This is a genomic window from Mycobacterium lentiflavum (assembly GCF_022374895.2).
Lineage (GTDB): Bacteria > Actinomycetota > Actinomycetes > Mycobacteriales > Mycobacteriaceae > Mycobacterium > Mycobacterium lentiflavum.
Map to the genome: position 1 here is coordinate 731,716 of NZ_CP092423.2, position 20,775 is coordinate 752,490.

Below are 20,775 nucleotides of genomic sequence, written 5' to 3' on the forward strand. Positions count from 1 at the left end.
TCAGCTCCTCAGTGTGGCGAAGTAGTCGGCGATGGTGGTGGTGTCGTCCAGGGCGGCGACGGCCCCGAGGTAGCCGTCCGGGCGGATCACGACCCGGCCGCCGTCGGTGAGTCCGAGTCGCTGCGCCACCAGACCTTTCGGGTCGGCGATGACGGCGTCATACCCGGCCACCGGCGTGTCCGTACCGGTAACCAGGATCTGCGGCTGACCGTCGCCCGCGGCCGGTGCCACGTGTGCGTCGGCGACGGTGACCACGGTATGGCCGGTATTCTGCACACCGCAGACCGCACTGAGCTGTTTTTGCAGCGTCTCATCGACGACATGCGGAAAATGTTCACCGGCAACCACTTTGGCGTGCTTTAGGCGCGGTCCCACGGCGATGGGGCCGTCCTTGTAGCAGATACCGATCTCCGCGACGACGTTGGCGACCAATTGCCGGGTCGCCGGGATGTGCGAAAGCGTGCGCACCAGCAGATTGCGGATGACCCGCGGCACGCCGGAGAGCGTGCCGACCCTGGTGAGCCGATCGGTGAAGGAGATGACATTCTGCGCAATGGGTAGCCGTTCGGCCTCATAGCTGTCCAGCAGTCGCTCACCGGCGTCGCCCTCGACCACCGCGGCCAGCTTCCAGGCCAGGTTGAACGCGTCCTGCATGCCGGTGTTCATGCCCTGGCCGCCGGCCGGACTGTGGATATGGGCGGCGTCGCCGCCCAGGAAGACCCGGCCCCAGCGGTAGGCCGGCACCCGCGCGTGGTGCACCTCGAAAGTGGTCAGCCAATGCGAGCCGACCAACCGGATGCCGCCGACTCGCTGGTCGAGGATCGTCTGCAGTTCGTCCTGCGTCGGGTGCAGGTTCAGCGGCGTGCCGGGCTCGTCGTGGACCTCGGCCAGGAACCGCATCCGCCCGTCGCGCATCGGCAGTACCACCACCGGGCCCTCGGTGGCGAAGAAGGTGTACATCGCGTCCCGGTCCAGCTGATGCTCGGCGTCGACGTCGCCGAGCAGAAAGCGTTCTCCGACAAAGGAACCGGCGAGTTTGGTACCGACCAGTTTGCGCACGGTGCTGCGGGCGCCGTCGGCCCCGATCACCCACGGCGTGGTGAGGAGTTCGGTCACTCCGTCGGCGTGCCGCAAGGTGAGGTGTGCGCCGGCGTCGTCCTGCTTCAGCGCGGTCAGCTCGACACCGCGCTCGACGGTGACGCCGAGCGACTCCAGGTATTCGGTGAGAACGCGCTCGGTTTCGGTCTGTGCCGTCACCAAACTGAACGGGAACGCGCTGTCGACGCCGCCCAACGGGACGTGGAACAGCCTGCTGCGGCCGGCGTACATCTTCATCGCGGTGGCCTTGACCCCGGTGCTCACCATCTCGTCGACGATGCCCATCCGGGCGTACATGTCCAGGCTGCGGGAATGCACCGCGATGGCCCGGGACTGGTCGGTCGGTTCCGTCAACTTGTCGATCACCCGCACGCGGATGCCGCGGCGGGCGAGTTCGCAGCCCGCGACCAGCCCGACGGGCCCGGCGCCGACGACCAAGACGTCAGGGCTCGAGGTAGTGCTCATGAACTTCTCCTGTTTTTCACGGTTCGTTGAAACTAGTCTCACGCTACGTTGAAAAAAGTCTCAACGCAAGCGAAATCTCACGCCCTGATGAAACTCAGGTTGAATAAGGCGCTAACGCCGGGCAACCCGACGCGTCAGACCCAGTGGTTGTCGTGCAGGACGAACCACTCGCTGCGTTCGTCGTCGGTCATGGCGGCCAGCGCGGCAAAGCCTTCGAAGTAGGCCTCGCGCGGCGCGCCGGGCGCGAAAAGCATCAGGATCGACGCGGGCTCGTCGGCCTCGTTGCGGAAGCCGTGGATTCCGCCCGGCGGCACGTAGAGGAAATCGCGTGCGCGGCCGTCGACCCACTCGGTGCCGTCGTACAGCTTGATCGTCCCGGACAGTACGAAGAAGGCCTCCGACATGGCCCGGTGAAAGTGTGCCGGGGGCCCGCCGCCGGCCGGGCCGATATCGACCCGGTACAGGCCGTAGTCGCCGTCGGTGGCCTGCTGGTTGGCGAGGTAGTGGTACGTAACCCCGGTGGTCTCGTAGTCCGGCGGCGCCCCTCCATTTTCGGGGGCCCGTCTGAGCCAGGCGCTGACCTCCGGCTGGTCGGCGGTGTAGCGGGGCGGCGGATACGGCGGCACGACGAGAGACACGGAATCCAGCCTGCCAGTTGGCATCGCCGGGGTGAGGTTCGGGAAAGGCGCAAGATGAGCGGCTGCTCGATCTGCCCTAGTCGGACGGGTAGACGACCCCGGTGAGCTCCTCAGAGACCGACCACAGCCGACGCTGCACGTCGACGTCGTGGGACTTCGCACTGGAGGAGACCAGCTTGGGGTAGCCGCGGGTCTCGGCGAACCCGTCGGGGCCGTAGTACTGGCCACCGAGGACGCCCGGGTCGGTGGCCGCGCGCAGCGTCGGGAGCGCTCCCATGGCCGCGTCCTGAGCGATCACCGAGAAGAACACGTTGACGAGCGGCCGGAACGCCGCGGGCGTGTAGCGGCCCAGCTCGGTGTTTGACCCTCCGGGGTGGGCGGCGGCGGCGATCGTCGTGCCGTGGGGGGCGAGCTTGCGCTGCAGCTCGTAGGTGAACAGCAGGTTGGCCAGCTTGGCCTGCCCGTAGGCTGCGACGCGGTTATAGGAGCGCTCCCACTGCAGGTCGTCGAAGTGGATATCGGCCAGAATGCGGTGGCCCATGCTGCTCACCGTCACGACCCGCGATCCGGGGACCGGCAGCAGCCGCTCCAGCAGCAGGCCGGTGAGCGCGAAGTGGCCCAGGTGGTTGGTGCCGAACTGCATCTCGAAGCCGTCTTTGGTGGTTTCCTTCGGCGTGTACATCACGCCCGCGTTGTTGATCAGCAGGTCGATGCGGTCGTAGTCGGACTTGAGCTGTCCGGCGGCCGTGCGGACGGAGTCCAGCGACGTCAGGTCGAGCTCCTGCAGCGCCACGTCGGCGCCGGGGCTCTTGGCGGCGATCCGGGCGGCGGCGTCCTTGCCCTTGTCGAGATTGCGCACCGCGAGCACAACGTGGGCGCCCCGCTCGGCGAGCGCGGCGGCCGTTTCGTAGCCCAGGCCGGTGTTGGCTCCGGTGACGACGGCGACGCGGCCCTTCTGGTCGGGAATGTCCGCTGCTGTCCACTTGGCCATGGCAAACTCCTTTGCGGGTAAATTAAACGGGGCGAATGCTCCGGTTGATTCGCACTATACGGAACGTGCGCCCCGCTTTGTCAACCGATGGGTGGTGAATAGATGGCGCAGCCTGAACGTCGGCTGCGTGCCGACGCGGCGCGCAACCGGGCGCGCGTGCTGCAAGTCGCCTATGACACCTTCGCGGCCGAGGGTCTGTCGGTGCCCATCGACGAGATCGCCCGTCGGGCCGGGGTCGGGGCCGGCACCGTCTACCGACACTTCCCGACCAAGGAGGCGCTGTTCCAGGCGGTCATCGAGGACCGCATGCAGCACCTCGTCGACGAGGGGCACGCCCTGCTGGAATCCGCCGGACCGGGCGAGGCGCTGTTCGCCTACCTGCGTTCGCTGGTGCTGCAGTGGGGCGCGGCGGATCGCGGCTTGGTCGATGCCCTGGCGGGTTTCGGCATCGACATCGCGGCCGCCGTACCGGATGCCGAGGATGCCTTCCTGGCCATGCTCGACGAGCTGCTGGTCGCCGCGCAGCGGGCGGGCACCGCGCGGCGCGACATCGGCGTGCGCGAAGTGAAGACGATCATGGTCGGATGCCAGGCGATGGAGGCCTACAACGAGGAGTTGGCCGAGCGGGTGACCGACGTCGTGGTCGACGGTTTACGCGCTAGGCGATAACGGTGCCCCGTTCTTGCACTCGGCATGGGCGAGTGCTAAGAATGACGTTGGCACTCGCAGCGTGTGAGTGCTAGGTCGGGACGGTGAGGCCAGCTCTGGTCGTCCGTCGCGGGCACTGCGCCCGGCCAGCGTAAGTAACCTGATGGCCCATCACGCGGCCATTGGGTGTCACCCCCAATCCGGAGGAATCACTTCGCAATGGCCAAGACAATTGCGTACGACGAAGAGGCCCGTCGCGGCCTCGAGCGAGGTCTGAACGCCCTCGCCGACGCGGTAAAGGTGACGTTGGGCCCCAAGGGTCGCAACGTCGTCCTGGAGAAGAAGTGGGGCGCTCCCACGATCACCAACGATGGTGTGTCCATCGCCAAGGAGATCGAGCTGGAGGACCCGTACGAGAAGATCGGCGCCGAGCTGGTCAAGGAAGTTGCCAAGAAGACCGACGACGTCGCCGGTGACGGCACGACGACGGCCACGGTGCTGGCTCAGGCGCTCGTCAAAGAGGGCCTGCGCAACGTCGCGGCCGGCGCCAACCCGCTGGGTCTCAAGCGCGGCATCGAGAAGGCCGTCGAGAAGATCACCGAGACCCTGCTGAAGTCGGCCAAGGACGTCGAGACCAAGGAGCAGATCGCTGCTACCGCGGGCATCTCGGCGGGCGACCAGTCGATCGGCGACCTGATCGCCGAGGCGATGGACAAGGTCGGCAACGAGGGCGTCATCACCGTCGAGGAGTCCAACACCTTCGGCCTGCAGCTCGAGCTCACCGAGGGCATGCGGTTCGACAAGGGCTACATCTCGGGCTACTTCGTCACCGACGCCGAGCGTCAGGAAGCGGTCCTGGAGGACCCCTACATCCTGCTGGTCAGCTCCAAGGTGTCGACCGTCAAGGACCTGCTCCCGCTGCTGGAGAAGGTCATTCAGGGCGGCAAGCCGCTGCTGATCATCGCCGAGGACGTCGAGGGCGAGGCGTTGAGCACCCTGGTCGTCAACAAGATCCGCGGCACCTTCAAGTCGGTGGCGGTCAAGGCCCCCGGCTTCGGTGACCGCCGCAAGGCGATGCTGCAGGACATGGCCATCCTCACCGGTGGCCAGGTCGTCAGCGAAGAGGTCGGCCTCTCCCTGGAGACCGCTGACATCTCGCTGCTCGGTAAGGCCCGCAAGGTCGTCATCACCAAGGACGAGACCACCATCGTCGAGGGCGCCGGTGACCCGGACGCCATCGCCGGCCGGGTGGCCCAGATCCGCGCCGAGATCGAGAACAGCGACTCCGACTACGACCGCGAGAAGCTGCAGGAGCGCCTGGCCAAGCTGGCCGGCGGTGTTGCGGTGATCAAGGCCGGAGCTGCCACCGAGGTGGAGCTCAAGGAGCGCAAGCACCGTATCGAGGACGCGGTCCGCAACGCCAAGGCCGCCGTCGAGGAGGGCATCGTCGCCGGTGGTGGCGTGGCCCTGCTGCAGGCGGCCCCGGCCCTCGAGGAGCTCAAGCTCAAGGGTGACGAGGCCACCGGTGCCAACATCGTCCGCGTGGCGCTCGAGGCTCCGCTGAAGCAGATCGCCTTCAACTCCGGGCTGGAGCCCGGCGTTGTCGCCGAGAAGGTCCGCAACTCGAAGGCCGGCACCGGCCTGAACGCGGCCACCGGTGAGTACGAGGACCTGCTGAAGGCCGGCGTTGCCGACCCGGTCAAGGTGACCCGTTCGGCGCTGCAGAACGCGGCGTCCATCGCGGGGCTGTTCCTGACCACCGAGGCCGTCGTGGCCGACAAGCCGGAGAAGGCCGCCGCTCCCGTCGGCGACCCGACCGGTGGCATGGGCGGTATGGACTTCTAAGAAGTCGCAACGCGAAGGAGCCCGGTTCCCCTTGGGAGCCGGGCTTTTTCGTGCGTCAGGGCTGTTCGAGACGCAGGCAGTCATCTGTACAGCCGGGTTAGTGCCCACCTTCGAGCGACAGATCGAATGGTCGCTGTGAGGCGGGCAAGTTGGCCATGGCCCTGGTCTCAGTCCGGCCGGGCGTTCTTCCGAATTGTGGGTACTGATCTATCGAAGGTTCAAAAATCGGGTGTGAGGGGGACCACGCAATGAGCAAATCGTCAAGGCGCGCAGTTTTCGGAATGATCGCCGGTTGCGTTCTCGGGGTCGGGATCGCGCCAACCGCGGTTGCTTCGCCCGACCCGTGCTCTGCGAGCGGGGTCGCTGCCACCGCGAGCGGTGTGCTGAACTCGGCGAGCGGATATCTCGACGGCCATCCCGATGCCAACAACGTGCTGACGGCCGCGGTCAACCAGTCGCCGGCCGACGCAAAGGCGTCCGTCCGTGGCTATTTCCTCAGTCATCCCGGTGAGGCGCTGGAACTGAAGGGCATCGCGCAGCCGTTGCTCGACCTGCGCAGCCGATGCAACACGTCGGTGTCGCCGGATCAACTGGCGGCCTTGTTCAACGCACTGTCCAACTAGGTCCGGCCGGTAAGTTCGGTGCGTGGCCCTCCCAACTCCCGCACCCACCAGCACCGCCGTCGTCACCGGAGCGTCGTCGGGCATCGGCGCCGCCATCGCCCGCGAGCTCGCCGATCGCGGGCACGGCGTCACCCTCGTCGCGCGCCGCGAGGACAAGCTGCACGAGCTGGCCGACGAACTCGCGAGCCGGGTTCGCGTCGAGGTGATCGGCTGCGACGTCGCGGATTCCGCCGCTCGCGCCGGACTTTTCGGCGAGGTCGACCGTCGCGGGCTGACGGTCGAGATCCTGGTCAACAACGCCGGCATCGGCACCATCGGTCCGGTGACGGAAGTGTCGGTCAACGACGAGATCGCCCAGGTGCGGGTCAATGTCGAGGCCGTTATCGACCTGAGCACGCGCGCGGTCCAGCAGATGGTGCCGCGCGGGCGCGGCGCGATTCTCAACGTCGGATCCACCGCGGGCTACTACCCCTTCCCCGGCCAGGTCGGCTACGCCGCCACCAAGGCGTTCGTGATCACCTACACCGAAGGACTGCGTGGCGAACTGGCGGGCAGCGGTGTCACCGTCGCGGTGCTCAACCCCGGCCCAGTGCGCACCGAGTTCCTGAAGAACGCCGGCATGGACGAGCGGAAGTTCGCCGACGCGTTCCCGAAGTTCATGTGGCTGCCCGCCAGCGAGGTGGCGCGCGCCGGAATCGACGCGCTCGACGGCGATCGCGCAGCGGTGATCCCCGGGCTGCCAAGCCAAGTCAGCACCCGGCTGTTTCAGTTCATGCCGCGGCGTCTGCTGCTGCCGCTACTGAAAAAGCAGCATCCCGGCCTCAAACGGGACCGCTCAGCGACCTAGTGGCCAGCGCCGCATCCAGCCTTCCACCGGAAGCGCGAGCGCGTTGCACAGCGTGCAGATGGTGCGATACCAGCCGACGGCCGTGAGCAATTCGATGCGCTGCTCGTCGTCGAGGTCGCGACCCAGCGCCGCCCACGTCGCCTCCGACCACGAGCCGGTGCGCTCCAGCTCGTCGACCGCCTCGATCAGCGTCCGCTCGGCCGGGCCCCACCGCGCGTCGTCGGGGCCACCGGTCACCAGCGCGTCACATTCGTCGTCGCTGAGTCCGACGATCGGTCCCCAGAACGCCGCCTGCCCGCCCCACTCGTACTCGCAACCGACCAGGGCGCAGCTGCGCAGGATCGCGATCGTCCGGGTTCGCGGCGGCAAAAGCGCTGCGATGTAAAGGGATTCACCGAGCTTGCGCAGCCGGTTGGCCAGCGCGGGATGGCGCTGCAGGCAGCGCACCAGAAGTAGGGGCTCATACGAGCGGTCCGGGTGGCCCCAGCTGTTGATGCTGGTGGCGTCTTCCTCACTCCACGGCGGGGCTAGCGGCGCGACGCGGCTCATGCGACTGACTGTACGAGGTCACCCCGGCAGGGCGAACACCACGCAGTCGTGCAGGGTGCCGTTGGCCGCGGCGTCGGGATCGGCGTCGCGGTGCAGTAGCGCGCGGGTCGGCACCACGTCCAACCGCGCTGTCTCGGAGTCGGACTCGGCGACTTCGGCGTGGCCGTCGACGATCAGCGAATAGCCGCCCGGCTCGCGCGGCGGCCACAGCAGGGTGACATCGCCGCGCTGGCTGAGGTTTTCGCGGGTGCGGCCGCCGATGAGTCCGATATCGAGGACGGCGCCGTCGCGCAGCCGCGGTTCGACCGTCACGGTATGGACGCGGTATCCGTCGTCGACGGTGATCAGGTACGCGAACGGGAAGTCGGGCAGGGCGGACGCCAGCCTTTCCAGATCCACCCTCTTCTTGGTGCGCATGATGTCGAGGATAGGCGCCGCGGGCGGGTCGTTACTCCGCCGTCAAACCCGTCGGTATGGTGCCCGAGCCCAGATTGCTGAGCAGACCCAGGTTCGAGGTTCCCGGGTTGAACCCGGTGCCGGCGTTCGGCGAGTTGAGCAGGCTCGCGCTGAAGTCCGCCGAAGCCGAACCGCTTATCACGGTATGCGCGAACCCGGTGCCCGGGGTGTCGGTCAGCCAGGATCCGACGTGCCCGCCGGTGTGATCGAGGTTGGCCAGGGCGTTGATGTGGTGCGCCAGGCTCCCGGTGCCCGAGTGGGGTCCGAAGATCAGGTCACCGTTGTTGAATTGCATGCCGAGGTTCTGCATGACCTGCTGCCAGGGCGCCAGCTGTTCGGCGGCCGCGGAGGCGTCGGCGTGATACCCGGACATCGCGGCCACGTCGGTGGCCCACATCTGTTCGTAGGCGGATTCGATGTCCATGATCGTGGGGGCGTTTTGGCCCAGATGGTTCTGCGAAGCCAACGCCCGCACCAAGGCGCGGTTGGCCGTAACCACCGCGGGCTGCACGGTGGCCGACAACGCCGTCTCGAAGGCGCCCGCGATCGCCGATGCCTGGCTGGAGGTCGCCTCCGCCTGGGCCGCCGCCGCCTTGAGCCAGCTCACGTATTGCGTTGCAACGGCCAGCATTGCGGACGCCGAGGGGCCCTGCCACGAACCGTTGGCCAGATCCGAGGCCACGGAGAAGAACGAGGATGCGGACGAGGCCAGGTTCTCGGCAAGCCCGTCCCAGGCTTCCGCGGCAGCATGCAGCGGCGCCGATCCAGGACCGGCGTAAAGGAGGGCCGAATTGATCTCTGGCGGCAACCACGCGTAATGCGGGCTCGTCACTGCAATAACTTAACCGGGACGGGCCACTTTTCGTGGCGTTATGGCGTGGGTGCGGGGGCCGTTTGGCGGCCGCGGACCAGCTTGCCGGGGCGCGCGTCGGTGGGTTTGCCGTTTTCGGCGATCACTTCACCGGACACGATCGTGGCCACATACCCGTCCGCGGTCTGGTCCAGGCGACGCCCGCCGGCCGGTAGGTCATAGGTGATCACCGGCTTGTGCAGGCGCAGCGCCGCGTGGTCGATCACGTTGAGATCGGCCTTGTATCCGACCGCGATTCGGCCGCGATCGGCCAGCCCGGCGACCCGGGCCGGCACCGACGTCAGCTCGCGGACGGCCTCGGCAACCGTGAAGCGTCCCGACGCCCGGTCCCGCGCCCAGTGCGCCAGGAAGAACGTCGAGTAGCTGGCGTCGCAGATCATCCCGTAGTGGGCGCCGCCGTCGCCGAGCCCGAGCACCACATCGTCGCGGTGCAACAGCTCGCCGACCGTGTTCAGCGAGTTGCGCTCCATGTTGCTGGTCGCGACCAGCAACATGGCGCGGCCCTCGTCGTCGAGCAGCCGGTCGTAGGCCTCCTCCATCGGGTTCACGCCGCGGGCCCTGGCCCGGGCGCCGATGCTGTCCGCCGGGTCCGGCTCGTAGTTGGGGTGCTCACCCAGCGGGAAGATCCAGTCCCACATTTGCGCGACGTACAGGATCGGGTGCCCCTGACCCGGCTTGTCGGCCAGGATGCGGGCGCGGACCTCGGGCTTGCGCATCTGCGCGACCCGCTCGGCCAGCGGCAGATGCGCGATCTCCTGATAGCTGGGGTAGAGCACGAACGGGTTGGCGGTGAGTTGCAGCCCGATGATCAACCCGATCGGGCGGGGCAGCAGTTGCGCGGTGATATCGCCGCCCGCGGCGTTGGCCTTCTCGATCATGTTGATCGCGTCGGGCCAGGTCGGGTCTCCGGCGTTGGCGACGACGAGCGTGAAGGTTACCGGCAAGCCGACCTCCTCGGCGACGTCGAACACCGTCTGCAGCACCGGCTGGTAACCGCCGGCCGGAATATCGGGCACGAACTGCAGCAGCCCGCCGCCACCGTCAACGACGCCCTTGGCGATCTCCTCGATCTCCTCGCGGGCGGCCTCGTAACTTGGTATGGGCGAACCGCTTTCGGTCTTGTGGATGGTCAACCGCGACGACGCGAAGCCCAGCGCACCGACTTCCATGGCCTCCTTGGCCAACGCCCGCATCTTGGCGAGGTCGTCGGCGGTAGCGGCTTCGCGGTCGGCGCCGCGCTGGCCCATCACGTAGACGCGCAGCGGCGAATGTGGCAGGTAGGCGGCCACGTCGATGTCACGCTTACCGGCTTCCAGCGCGTTCAGGTATTCGGGGAAGGTTTCCCAGGTCCACGGCAGGCCGTCGGTCATCACGACGCCCGGGATGTCTTCCACCCCGGCCATCACGTCGACGAGGACGTCGTGGTCTTCCTGACGGCACGGGGCGAATCCGACGCCGCAGTTGCCCATCACCACCGTGGTCACGCCGTGCGCCGAGGACGGGGTCAGGCGCTCCGACCAGATGGACTGGCCGTCGTAGTGCGTATGCAGGTCGACGAAACCCGGCGTGACCAGCAGGCCGGTCGCGTCGATTTCGCGCTCGGCGCTGTCGCCGTTCACGGTGTCTTTTTGTGGCCCGACGGCCGTGATGACACCGCCGGTCACCCCGACGTCGCCGACGTACGGCTCACCCCCCAGCCCGTCGACGATGGTGCCATTGCGAATGAGGAGGTCGTAGATCACCTAATCAATCTACGACCGTGCCTCGAGTCGTGCCACGACCAATTCGTGATCGACCACGTGGGTTTCGACCGCGCTGACTACGCGAAAATCCCAGCGCGATCGGGACGGCAACGACGTCGAAGCGGTCTAGCACGCAGGTCCGTAGGGTCGTGGGTATGTCAGATGCCGATGCCGCCGCCCGCGAGTTACTCCGCGACGCGTTCACCCGGTTGATCGAACACGTCGACGAGCTCACCGATGGACTAACCGACGAATTGTCCAACTACCGACCCACCCCGGACGCCAACTCCATCGCCTGGCTGATCTGGCACAGCGCCCGGGTGCAGGACATCCAGCTGGCCGACGTCGCCGGCGTCGAGGAGGTCTGGACCCGCGACGGCTGGGTGGACCGCTTCGCGCTGGATCTGCCGCGCCGCGACACCGGCTACGGCCACGGCGCCGCGGAGGTGGCGAAGGTACGTGCGCCGGCCGATTTGCTGTCCGGCTACTACCACGCGGTGCACAAGCTCTCGTGTGAGTACATCGCCGGCGTCACCGCCGACGAGCTGGCCCGGGTCGTCGACAGCAACTGGGATCCGCCGGTGACGGCCAGCGCCCGGTTGGTGAGCATCATCGACGACTGCGCCCAGCACCTCGGGCAAGCCGCGTACCTGCGGGGCATCGCGCCGTAGATTGACGGCGTGCGATTCCTCGCGACGCTGACGCTGTGGCTCGTCACCACGATTGCGCTGGCGGTGGCCGTCCCCGGGGCATGGGTGCAGCTCAATCTCGTCGACGAGAACGGCTACGCGGCGCTGGCCCGGAAGGCCGCGGGCGACCCCGCCCTGCAGTCCGCGATGGCCGGTGAACTCACCAGCCGGACGATGACGCTGATCGCCGAGCATGGCGGTGGACGGACTCCGGTGGACAGCGCACAGGTGCGCGACGCGGCCGGCGCCTACACCGCCGGTCCGTCCTTCCCGCCGATGTTCGCGACGGTGAACCGGGCGGCGCATCGCTGGCTGTTCGCCGATGCGGGGTCCAGTGATTCCTGGGCGGTGGACGTGGCCCCAATGCTCAACGATCCTGCCTTTGCGCAGATCTTGAGCGCGTACAACGTGAAGGTGCCCGCCACGCTCACCGTGCCGCTGACGGCGTCGGTGCCCCACTCGCTGCAGCAGGGGGAGCTGAGCCGGGTCGGCGCGTGGGGCAAGTGGGCGAGCTTGGCGGCGGTAGCGCTGTGCGGGGTGTTAGCACTCCTGACGCTGCTGGCAGCCCGGCGCCGCGGCAAGGCGCTGACCGGCCTGGGCGTCTCGGCGCTGCTGGTGGGCGCGGCCGGGTGGGTCGGCATTCAGGTCGGTACCCGCTACGTCAACGACGCGCTCAATCGCACCAGCGGCGACATCCGCCAGATCGCCGACGTCATGGTGCATACCGCCGAAGCCGGAATGCGGGACTGGCTGAACCTGACTCTTGCCGCCGGCGCGGGGCTGGTCGTCGTCGGCGTAATCGTCGCGATGCTGGGCAGCCTGGTGAAGAAGGCTTAGCTCAGCGGCAAGGTCGCCAATATCGGGCTGGTGGGCTGGGGTGAGCCCGTGCCGGGTTCGACGGTGAAGGCCAGGGCCGTCGACTTTCCGAGGTTGGTCAGCGTCGCCGTCGTCGAGGGCAAGACGGCCGCGGTGCCCATCGTCCCCGCCGAGGTCGGGCCCTTGGAGTCGATCAACCACATCTGGTAGACGGTGCCGGGCGTCGGCGGCGGCACATTGTTCATCACCAGCACCCCGGCGCCGCGATCGCGGGAGAAGACCACCGTGGCCGTCCCGTTGGCCAGCGGGCGCGACACCGTCCGGACGTCCGGGGCCGCCATCACCTGCTCGGCCACCGACTGCGTCGGCGGCGGGCGCAGCAGGGTCTGCAGGCCAAATGCCGTCAGCCCGGCCACGATCGCCGCCGCCACCGATATCAACGCGGTAGTGCGCCAACGGTTTTGACGCTTCGCAGGGCGCGGGGCGGCCAGCGCCAGCACGGCGGAGCGCAAGTGCGCGGGCGGTTCGGCGATGGTCGAAGCCGAGACGACGGCCATCGTCTCGCGCACCGCGCGGACTTCCTCGGCGAAGGCCGACGCGATCGACGCCGGTGCGGCCGCGAGCTGCGAGTCGATGTCGGCGCGCTCCGCGTCGGACACCGCGTGCAGGGCGTACGGTGTGGCCAGCTCGAGCAGCTCGAAACCGGTGGGCTCGCTCATGGCACGTCCAGGCAGTTACGCAGCCCGCGCAGCGCGTCGCGGATGCGGGACTTGATCGTCGACAAATTCGCGGCCAAACGTTGCGCCACTTCCGGGTACGTCAGCCCGCCGTAGTACGCCAGCTCGATGCACTGCCGCTGCGCATCGGTCAGCCCGCCCAGGCAGTCGGCCACCCGGCGGCGCTCGTCGCCGGCGATCGCCGAGTCCGCGACCACGTCATGGTCGGTGTCGACGTTGGCCGCGCCGTAGCGCGACTCACGGCGGCTGCCGGCCTGCTCGGCGCGCACCCGGTCGATCGCCCGCCGGTGCGCCATGGTCAGCAGCCAGGACAGGGCAGAGCCGCGGGCCGGGTCGTAGTCCGACGCCGACCGCCACACCTCGAGATAGATCTCCTGGGTGGTTTCCTCGCTGTAGCCCGCGTCGCGCAGCACCCGGATCACCAGCCCGAACACCCGGCTCTTGGTCAGGTCATAGACGGCGGCGAAAGCCTGGGTATCTCCGCGCGCGACTCGCGGCAGCAACTCATCCAAGTCGCTGCTTAGCTGCGGCAATCCGGTCATTGTCCGGTAGCCTATCGCTGTCCACCGGGCCGCATCGGCGCCGGCTATTGGCGCGCCGGTGGTCGCGGGAAAAAACACGCGGTCCTTTGCTGATATTCGGCGAACCCGGGCCGGCCGGCCATCAGTTTCTCGGTCAACCGGACCCCCGTCACATAGACCAGGAAGTACGTCATCAGCAGCGGTGAGCCGACCGTGGCCAGCGACCACCAGCCGGTGATGGTGATCAGCCACAAGCCCCACCACACGGTGGCGTCGCCGAAGTAATTGGGGTGACGCGTCCACGCCCACAGACCGCGGTCCATCACCACACCGCGATTGGCCGGGTCGGACTTGAAGATCCGCAGCTGCCGGTCACCGACCGCTTCGAAGGTGACACCCACCAGCCACACCACCACGCCGAGCACCAGGGCGGCGGTCAGCGGCTTCGGGGTGGGCCCGGTCACCGCCGACAGTTGCAGCGGCAAGGAGACGAACCAGGTGATCAACGCCTGCAACAGAAAGACTTTGCGCAGCACTACCCCGGGTGTGGCGTTGCGCAGCATCGCCGCATACCGCGGATCCTCACCCTTGCCGACGGTCTTGCGGTGGATGTGCCAGCTCAGCCGCGCGCCCCAGATTGTCACCAGCGCCAGCAGCAACCAGCGGCGGATTGGGTCGCCTTGGCCGATCGCCGCGGCAACCGCGGCGATTGCGACGAATCCGATACCCCACGCCACGTCGACGACGTTGTAGCGGCCGATGCGCTTGCCGATGGTGAACGTGACCGAATGCACCACGGCCAGAACCACAACCGAGGCGCCGGACACCTGGGCCAAGTTCGCTACGATGCTCACGTCACTCATCGGCACCCCTCGCGCGCGAACGTCCACTGGTAGACGTTCAAGTATCCCGATCTGAAGCCCGCCTCGGAATAAGCCAGATACAGCTCCCACATCCGCTGGAACACGTCGTCGAAGTCCATGTGCGCCAATCGGTCTCGTCGCTGCAGGAAACGCTCCCGCCACAGTCGCAGCGTCTCGGCGTAGTGCGGGCGCAACGAGGTCATGTCGACCGTGCGTAAACCGGTGCAGCGCTCAGTGATTGCTGAGATGGCCTGGGTGGATGGCAGCAGTCCGCCCGGGAAGATGTACTTCTGGATCCAGGTCTGCGTGTTGCGGCTGGCCATCATCCGGGAGTGCGGCATGGTGATCGCCTGGATCGCCACGCGGCCGCCCGGTCGTACCAGCCGTTCGAGCGTGGCGAAATACCGTTGCCACGCATGGAATCCCACCGCCTCGATCATCTCGACCGACACCACCGCGTCGTAAACGCCCTCGACGTCCCGGTAGTCGCAGAGGTCGATCGCCACCTTGTCGGTCAGCCCCGCCGCGGCAACCCGAAGCCGCGCCAGCTGCTGCTGCTCGACCGACAGGGTCACCGAGCGGATCTCGGCTCCCCGGGCGGCCGCGCGGATGCACAGCTCGCCCCAGCCGGTCCCGATTTCGAGTATCCGGCTGCCTTGGTGAACGCCGGCGAGGTCGAGCAGCCGATCGATCTTGCGCTCTTGCGCGGCAGCCAAATCCGACGCCGATGCCGGCAACCGGTCGAACAACGCGCAGGAGTACGTCATGGTCTCGTCGAGGAATTCGGCGAACAGGTCGTTGGACAGGTCGTAGTGCTCGGCGATGTTGCGCCGGGCGCGATCCCGGCTGGTGCTCCACCACCGCGGCCGGAAGGCCGGCCCGATCGGACGCAGCCATTGCAGTGGGCGCGGCACCAGTTCGTCCACCGAGGCGGCGAACACCGTCAACAACCCGCTGAGGTCGTCCGACGACCATTCCCCTGCCATGTAGGACTCGCCGAAGCCGATGAGGCCGTAGCGCCCGATCCGGCGCGTCATCGCTTTCGGTTGGTGGACAACCAAAGTCGGCACCGTCGGATCGGCCGCACCGACCACCGTGCCGTCGGGGTAGGCCACCCGCAGCGGAAGCCGAGCGGCCGCGCGTCGCAGCAGCCCGTCAGCGGCCGCGGCTGAGGCCGCACTCACGGGCCCGGACGGTACCTTCGCGATTGCCGGCCAGCGTTCGGAATCGATTGCTGCCGAAGGTTTTCGGATGGTCGGTACGGTCATCGCGGTACCAACGGAACTCGACGTAACCACAGTTTGATCCCCTGAATTCGGATACGTAAAGCCACCACCAGCGGTGCCAGCGGCGAAATGAGCTGCAGGATAGCCACCTGCCCGGCGGTTGCGGGCCGCCGGCGCCCTCGCATGTTGGCCACGAACGCGGGCTGACGGTCGCGGCGCAGCTCGATGGTGATGTCGACTTCGTCGTCGGGTCGAGGTGCTCGCACCAGGTAGTAGCCGTCCACCGCATTGAACGGCGAGACATAGAACTTCTTCTCGGTGACCACCGGCACGTCGGCCGGGGGCAGCAGGTAGGCGTGGCGCTCGCCATAGGTGTTGTGCACCTCAGCGATCACATGGCGCAGCCGGCCGTCGCCATCGTGGCACCAAAAGACGCTCAGCGGGTTGAAGACATACCCGAGCACGCGCGGCTGCAGCAGCGCGGTGACGCGGCCCTCGGGCGCGGCCAGACCACGGTCGGCGAAGAAGGCACCGAGCCGGTCGCGCAATGAACCCTGCTGCCCAGTGGCGAAGTGATCAGAGCCGCGGAACCGGGCGAACGGTCGCAGCCACCAGGGCAGCCGCGGTAGGTCGTCGAGGTCGACATACCAGCTGTAGCTTCGGTATTCGAACGAGTGGCGCACCGGGGCCTGTCGCGAATGGCTGATCGTGGTGCGGTAGATCGCGGGCGTCAGCATCGGGCCACCGCCTCGCACCGGTCCGCCGTCGGCCAGTCGGCGCCGAGGCGCCGCGCCGCGGCGAGGCCCGAGGCGGCGCCGTCCTCGTGGAAGCCCCAGCCGTGGTATGCGCCCGCGAAGACCACCCGGTCGTCGTCCAGTGTGGGCAACAATGCTTGTGCCGCAACGGATTCCGGCGTGTATAACGGATGGCTGTAGGTCATTTCGGCGAGCACCGATGCCGGATCGACGCGGTCGTGACCGCCCAGGGTCACCAAGTACCGGCGGTTGCCATCCAGCCGCATGAGTCTGCTGACGTCATAGCTGACCACGACATGGTCCTTCCCCCGGGTAACCAGGTAGTTCCATGATGCGCGCGCATGGTGATGCCTGGGTAGCACCGATTCGTCGGTGTGCAGCTGCGCCTGATTGGTCGAGTACGGAATCGCGCCCAGCACCGCGCGCTCCCAGGGGTTCGGATCGTCGAGCAGCAGCAGCGCCTGGTCGGGATGCACGGCGACGACGGCCGCGTCGAACTGCCGCGGCGCGTTGTCGCCCGCTCGCACCCACACGCCATCGGGTGCGCGCCGCAGCGAGGTCACCGGCGTGCCGATCGACACCTCGGCGAGCCGTGCGGCGATGGCCTGGACATAGTGCGCCGAACCCCCGGTCACGGTGCGCCAGGTGGGGGAGCCGAACACCGACAGCATGCCGTGGTGGTCGAGGAAGACGAACAGATAGCGCGCCGGGTAGCGCAGGGCGTCGTCGCCGGCGCACGACCACACCGCCGCGACCAGCGGGGTGATGAAAAAGTCGATGAAATAGGACGAGAAGCGGTGCCGGCGCAGGAAGGATTCCAGCGTCTCCAGTTCCTCTGGCTCGGTGCTGTCGTCGCGCAGCAGTCGCGCCGCGGCGCGATGGAAGCGGGTGATCTCGGCGAGCATGTGCAGGTAGCGGGGCCGCAGCGACTGCTTACACGCGAACAACCCACGCAGGCCCAGGGCGCCGGCGTATTCGAGCCCGATCTCGTCGGCGCGCACCGACATCGACATCTCGGATTCCTGGGTGGCCACCCCTAGCTCACGCAGCAGCCGGCACAGCGTCGGATAGGTCCGGTCGTTGTGCACCAGAAACGCCGAGTCGACGCCGATCACTGCGCCGCCGTCGTCCACGAAATGAGTGTGCGCGTGACCGCCGAGTCGCGCGTCGGCTTCATACAGCGTGACGCGGTCCCGGCCGGACAGGATGTAGGCGGCGGTAAGGCCGGCCACGCCGCTGCCGATGACCGCAATTGACCGCGCCTGTGCCGAATCCACGCTTCCTATTCGTAACCACGCACCTGGCGGATGGGCTGCTTCGCCCTTAAGGATGTCTAGCCGAAAGTGAACGAAAACACCTGCAGACCCTTGCTGACTTGCAGGTCGAGTTGATCACGATGCGCACCGCCATCGGACACGATTTCGTGCAGTGTGGGGACGCCGCCGATCGGTGTGACGGTGGTTTTCCCATCGCGGGTCATGGTGATGGTTCCGGTGCCGCCGACGACGACGAAGACGTTCTTGGCCGTGTAGTTCAGCCGGATCGCGGCGTCGTCGCTTTCGGCGGTGATGCCCTGGTCGTCGAGGGTCCACCGGCCGCGCAGGGCGAATCTGTCGTTGGCCAGCTGCGCCGGAAAGCCGAACCCGGCGGTACCCGCCTGATAGCTGCCGTCACCGCCGTAGGTGGTGGCTTTGTCGGGCGCCAGGTAGGTCTCGGGGGTGAGGTTGGTCTTCGGGGTGGTGTCGGCCCCGTTGGCCGGCGCGGGCAGGGCCACGTTCGGATTGGCGTCCACCAGCAGTTGGCGGATCAGCTTCTCGGTGCCGTCGTAGTCGCCTTCGCCGAACTTGGTGTGCCGCAGCGTTCCGTTCCCGTCGATCAGGTATTCGGCCGGCCAGTACATGTTGTTGAAGGCGTTCCAGGTCGCGTAGTCGTTGTCCAGCGCGATGGGGTAGTCGATGTGCAAGCCGGCGGCACCGCTGGCGACGTTGCCGGGGACCCGCTCGAAGGCGTACTCGGGGGTGTGCACCCCGATGACCACCAATCCGCTGTCGCGATACCGGTTGTACCAATCGACGACGTGCGGGATGGCGCGTTGGCAGTTGATGCAGGAGTAGGCCCAGAAGTCGATCAGGACGACCTTGCCCCGCACCGAGGCGGGGTCGAGCGGTTTGCCGTCCGGGGTGTTGAGCCATCCGGTGATGCCGGTGATGGCCGGGGCCTGCCCGCACTGCTGCAGCTCGGTAGCGCCGTCGGTGCAGTTGCTGGGCAGCCCGTTACTGGTGTTGCCCTGATTCAGTTCCAGCACGCTACCGGTGGTCGGCCCCGGTGGGCGGCTCGGGATCAGCGAGCGTTGGATATCGTTGGCGCCCAATCGATTCTGCATAGCAGTCGTGTAGTCGGGAACGGCGCGCTGCAGTAGGGCGGGCAGGTTGAACACCAGCGCCACCGCGAGCACGATCATCACGATTCCGCCGGCGATCTGGACCTGGCGTTGACGACGGCGGAAGGCCGTAACCCGTTGCGCGACTTGCCGTCCGGCCAGCGCAAAAGCCAACAGCGGTATCGCGTTGCCGAGCGCGAACGTGGCGGTCAACACGAACGTGGCCGGCCCGAGCGACGTCGTGCCGCCCGCGACCACGATCGCGGCCAGCACCGGCCCGGCGCACGGTACATACAGGGCACCCAACGTCAGTCCCAGACCGAAACCATCTGTGCTGCCGCTGCTTTGGCGTTGCGGTAGAAAGGCGAACGGCCGCTCGATCAGGTGTTGCAGTGGCGGGAAGATCAAACCCAGGCCGATCAGGGTGAGCACCACCAGGGCGGTCCACCGGATGGCGTCCTGCGGCAGATGCAGTGCCGACAACAGCGCGGAGCCGATCAGGGTGGCCAGGCTGAAGCTGCACACCAGGCCAGCGATCACCAAGTAGGGGCGCATCGCCGAAGTCAAACCGCGACTGCTGGCTTTGCTGCCGCTGCCGTCCATGCTGGACAGAAAGATCACCGGAAGCACGGGCAGGATGCATGGCGAGATGCCGGTGATCAGGCCACCGAGCAAGCCGATGAGCGCAATTGTGTGCATACGAGTTATTCGAGACGGCGGTGGTTACGGACGGGATAAAAGACGCTCACGACTCTCCACGGTAGCCGCCGGCGGAAAGCACATCGCGTTATACGAATCACATGAGCGTTACGCTCCGTCGTCGGCGCAACTCACGTTTCAGCGTGCCCGCACGGGAAGACCCCCAAAGGGATTTCGCACGTCGAGGGTTCCAAGATCTGGCTGGGCGGCACGGCCGCGGTCTACAAGGACATGCGAGACGGGCCCAAGTACGACCTGATGATCGCCGGGATATCGGCGGCCAGCCTGATCCTGATCATCATGCTTTGCCCGGCAACGGCCAATCACTCAACGGGCAGGCGGCCACGACGGATCGGTTCCCGGCGCACTACTGACGGACTACAGCGCTACCACCTGGGGCAGCACGTCGTTGGTCTCTTGCACTGACTCGCCGCAGGTGCGGCAGTGCGAGCTCGCGTAGCGGCGAAGCCGTCCGACCTTCACCCGCGCCTCGGGCTCGACGTGCTGTCCACGAACCACGCACAGCATGTCGACGATCAGGCCGGCTTCGCGGGCGTGCACGTGCACGATGCGGGTGGTCGGGGCGTCGGAGTCGCCGACGACATCACGCCAGTCGAGGGCTGCGGCTGGGAGCGTGGCTGGGGTCGCGGTGCGCATGGCCACCACTATTCCCCGTGCGCTGGTCGGCAAACATCCACCGAACGGGCCTGACATCGGCGGATTCGGTTGTCCCCCAATCGGGGGACGAAAAGCAATTAACCCCGGGCCGGGCCCGGGGTTAATTGGTAAGTGCGGGGGTTTACGCCCAGTTCCAGACCGACATGTCGCCGGGCGGGTACTGATTGCAGATGTCGGTCGACTTGGCGACGACACCCTTGTTGTTGAAGAAGATCTTCATGTGGTTGGGCCAGGCCACCCACAGCGGGTCGGAGACCGGCGCGTAGAAGTTCTCGGAGTAGCCGCGACGGTCCTGCGGCGCCAACGAGTAGAACCAGTGCGCCTTGTCGATCGTCGCCTGCTGGACGTTCGGGTGGTTGTTGAAGTCGATCATGTACCGCTGGTAGTACACCGGGCTGGTGTCCCGGGTGGCCGCCAGGATCTGCTCGGCGTCACACGTGGTGTTGATCATCCGGCGGGGGATCGGGAAGTCCTCCGTGGAGTCCGCCCCCGCGGTCGCCGGGACGGTCACAGCGGCCATCCCCATTGCAAAGAACATAGCGCCTGCGCGCAGGCACGAACTCAGCCGAGACATAGTTGTAACGGTAGCACTTCGGGCATCCTGCGGGCGAGTCTTGGCCGACTTTTAGTCCAGCTTA

At 67.3% G+C, this 20,775-nt stretch carries 21 protein-coding genes and 2 pseudogenes; 7 read left to right on the top strand and 16 right to left on the bottom strand.

What is annotated here, in order from left to right; translation table 11 throughout:
• From MJO58_RS03530 to MJO58_RS03540, 3 genes are all read right to left on the bottom strand, one after another.
• Window positions 1–1,563: an FAD-dependent monooxygenase gene (locus tag MJO58_RS03530; RefSeq protein WP_239722029.1), complete on the bottom strand. Its 1,563-nt coding sequence runs from the start codon at window positions 1,561–1,563 to the stop codon at window positions 1–3.
• A 134-nt stretch (window positions 1,564–1,697) separates the two neighbouring features.
• Entirely contained in the window at window positions 1,698–2,201 is a 504-nt protein-coding gene (locus MJO58_RS03535; protein ID WP_239722030.1) for a cupin domain-containing protein, read from the bottom strand.
• Window positions 2,202–2,277: 76 nt separating this feature from the next.
• Complete coding sequence (locus MJO58_RS03540; protein ID WP_239722031.1) at window positions 2,278–3,192, bottom strand: SDR family NAD(P)-dependent oxidoreductase; 915 nt, start codon at window positions 3,190–3,192, stop codon at window positions 2,278–2,280.
• Window positions 3,193–3,294: 102 nt separating this feature from the next.
• Here MJO58_RS03540 and MJO58_RS03545 point away from each other — a divergent pair, with 102 nt between their 5' ends.
• The 4 genes from MJO58_RS03545 (at window position 3,295) to MJO58_RS03560 (ending at window position 7,155) form a co-directional block, all read left to right on the top strand.
• Complete coding sequence (locus MJO58_RS03545; protein ID WP_239722032.1) at window positions 3,295–3,861, top strand: TetR/AcrR family transcriptional regulator; 567 nt, start codon at window positions 3,295–3,297, stop codon at window positions 3,859–3,861.
• A gap of 198 nt (window positions 3,862–4,059) precedes the next feature.
• Entirely contained in the window at window positions 4,060–5,685 is a 1,626-nt protein-coding gene (groL, locus tag MJO58_RS03550) for a chaperonin GroEL (protein WP_090599599.1), read from the top strand.
• A gap of 281 nt (window positions 5,686–5,966) precedes the next feature.
• Entirely contained in the window at window positions 5,967–6,308 is a 342-nt protein-coding gene (locus MJO58_RS03555) for a heme-binding protein (protein WP_259608762.1), read from the top strand.
• Between the two features lie 22 nt (window positions 6,309–6,330).
• Entirely contained in the window at window positions 6,331–7,155 is an 825-nt protein-coding gene (locus tag MJO58_RS03560; RefSeq protein WP_239722034.1) for an SDR family NAD(P)-dependent oxidoreductase, read from the top strand.
• On the opposite strand, the gene MJO58_RS03565 is transcribed toward MJO58_RS03560, so the two are convergent.
• The 4 genes and pseudogenes from MJO58_RS03565 to MJO58_RS03580 all read right to left on the bottom strand — a co-directional run bounded on the left by MJO58_RS03565 (window position 7,144) and on the right by MJO58_RS03580 (window position 10,773).
• A complete protein-coding gene (locus tag MJO58_RS03565) occupies window positions 7,144–7,704 on the bottom strand; it encodes a carboxymuconolactone decarboxylase family protein (protein ID WP_090599611.1) in 561 nt (186 codons plus the stop codon). The genes MJO58_RS03560 and MJO58_RS03565 overlap by 12 nt on opposite strands.
• Window positions 7,705–7,722: 18 nt before the next feature.
• The gene (locus tag MJO58_RS03570; protein WP_239722035.1) at window positions 7,723–8,121 is read right to left on the bottom strand and encodes a pyridoxamine 5'-phosphate oxidase family protein; all 399 of its coding nucleotides are present in this window, start codon (window positions 8,119–8,121) and stop codon (window positions 7,723–7,725) included.
• Between the two features lie 330 nt (window positions 8,122–8,451).
• Window positions 8,452–8,992, bottom strand: a pseudogene (locus tag MJO58_RS28880) (capsule stability/integrity protein PPE10); the annotation flags it as partial.
• A gap of 38 nt (window positions 8,993–9,030) precedes the next feature.
• Complete coding sequence (locus MJO58_RS03580) at window positions 9,031–10,773, bottom strand: N-acyl-D-amino-acid deacylase family protein (RefSeq protein ID WP_239722037.1); 1,743 nt, start codon at window positions 10,771–10,773, stop codon at window positions 9,031–9,033.
• Window positions 10,774–10,928: 155 nt separating this feature from the next.
• On the opposite strand from MJO58_RS03580, the gene MJO58_RS03585 reads away from it, so the two are divergent.
• Window positions 10,929–11,444: a mycothiol transferase gene (locus MJO58_RS03585; RefSeq protein WP_090599627.1), complete on the top strand. Its 516-nt coding sequence runs from the start codon at window positions 10,929–10,931 to the stop codon at window positions 11,442–11,444.
• Between the two features lie 9 nt (window positions 11,445–11,453).
• Window positions 11,454–12,299: a hypothetical protein gene (locus MJO58_RS03590; protein WP_239722038.1), complete on the top strand. Its 846-nt coding sequence runs from the start codon at window positions 11,454–11,456 to the stop codon at window positions 12,297–12,299.
• Here the strand turns inward: MJO58_RS03590 and MJO58_RS03595 are convergent.
• Genes MJO58_RS03595 through MJO58_RS03625 form a run of 7 tightly spaced genes read right to left on the bottom strand, consistent with a single transcriptional unit; the run spans window position 12,296 to window position 19,459 of the window.
• The gene (locus MJO58_RS03595; RefSeq protein WP_239722039.1) at window positions 12,296–12,997 is read right to left on the bottom strand and encodes an anti-sigma factor; all 702 of its coding nucleotides are present in this window, start codon (window positions 12,995–12,997) and stop codon (window positions 12,296–12,298) included. The genes MJO58_RS03590 and MJO58_RS03595 overlap by 4 nt on opposite strands.
• Complete coding sequence (locus MJO58_RS03600) at window positions 12,994–13,557, bottom strand: sigma-70 family RNA polymerase sigma factor (RefSeq protein WP_090599639.1); 564 nt, start codon at window positions 13,555–13,557, stop codon at window positions 12,994–12,996. The genes MJO58_RS03595 and MJO58_RS03600 overlap by 4 nt, the downstream gene beginning before the upstream one ends.
• Before the next feature lie 44 nt (window positions 13,558–13,601).
• Window positions 13,602–14,399 carry a DUF1295 domain-containing protein gene (locus MJO58_RS03605; RefSeq protein WP_239722040.1) on the bottom strand — a complete coding sequence of 266 codons (798 nt, stop codon included), beginning with the start codon at window positions 14,397–14,399 and terminating at the stop codon, window positions 13,602–13,604.
• On the bottom strand, window positions 14,396–15,667 hold the full coding sequence (locus MJO58_RS03610; RefSeq protein WP_239722041.1) for a class I SAM-dependent methyltransferase: 1,272 nt from the start codon (window positions 15,665–15,667) through the stop codon (window positions 14,396–14,398). Before MJO58_RS03610 ends, MJO58_RS03605 begins: the two co-directional genes overlap by 4 nt.
• Window positions 15,664–16,362 (bottom strand): DUF1365 domain-containing protein, encoded by a 699-nt coding sequence (locus MJO58_RS03615; RefSeq protein ID WP_090599646.1) that lies wholly within the window; start codon window positions 16,360–16,362, stop codon window positions 15,664–15,666. Before MJO58_RS03615 ends, MJO58_RS03610 begins: the two co-directional genes overlap by 4 nt.
• A complete protein-coding gene (locus MJO58_RS03620) occupies window positions 16,356–17,657 on the bottom strand; it encodes an NAD(P)/FAD-dependent oxidoreductase (protein WP_239722042.1) in 1,302 nt (433 codons plus the stop codon). Before MJO58_RS03620 ends, MJO58_RS03615 begins: the two co-directional genes overlap by 7 nt.
• Window positions 17,658–17,713: 56 nt before the next feature.
• On the bottom strand, window positions 17,714–19,459 hold the full coding sequence (locus MJO58_RS03625) for a cytochrome c biogenesis protein DipZ (protein ID WP_090599654.1): 1,746 nt from the start codon (window positions 19,457–19,459) through the stop codon (window positions 17,714–17,716).
• A gap of 159 nt (window positions 19,460–19,618) precedes the next feature.
• On the opposite strand from MJO58_RS03625, the pseudogene MJO58_RS28885 reads away from it, so the two are divergent.
• A pseudogene (locus MJO58_RS28885) lies at window positions 19,619–19,765 on the top strand (MMPL family transporter); the annotation flags it as partial.
• A 72-nt stretch (window positions 19,766–19,837) separates the two neighbouring features.
• Here MJO58_RS28885 and MJO58_RS03635 read toward each other — a convergent pair.
• Both MJO58_RS03635 and MJO58_RS03640 read right to left on the bottom strand, forming a co-directional pair.
• Complete coding sequence (locus tag MJO58_RS03635; protein ID WP_139043221.1) at window positions 19,838–20,116, bottom strand: hypothetical protein; 279 nt, start codon at window positions 20,114–20,116, stop codon at window positions 19,838–19,840.
• A gap of 142 nt (window positions 20,117–20,258) precedes the next feature.
• Window positions 20,259–20,711 carry a DUF5078 domain-containing protein gene (locus MJO58_RS03640; RefSeq protein ID WP_090599662.1) on the bottom strand — a complete coding sequence of 151 codons (453 nt, stop codon included), beginning with the start codon at window positions 20,709–20,711 and terminating at the stop codon, window positions 20,259–20,261.
• Window positions 20,712–20,775: the final 64 nt, after the last annotated feature.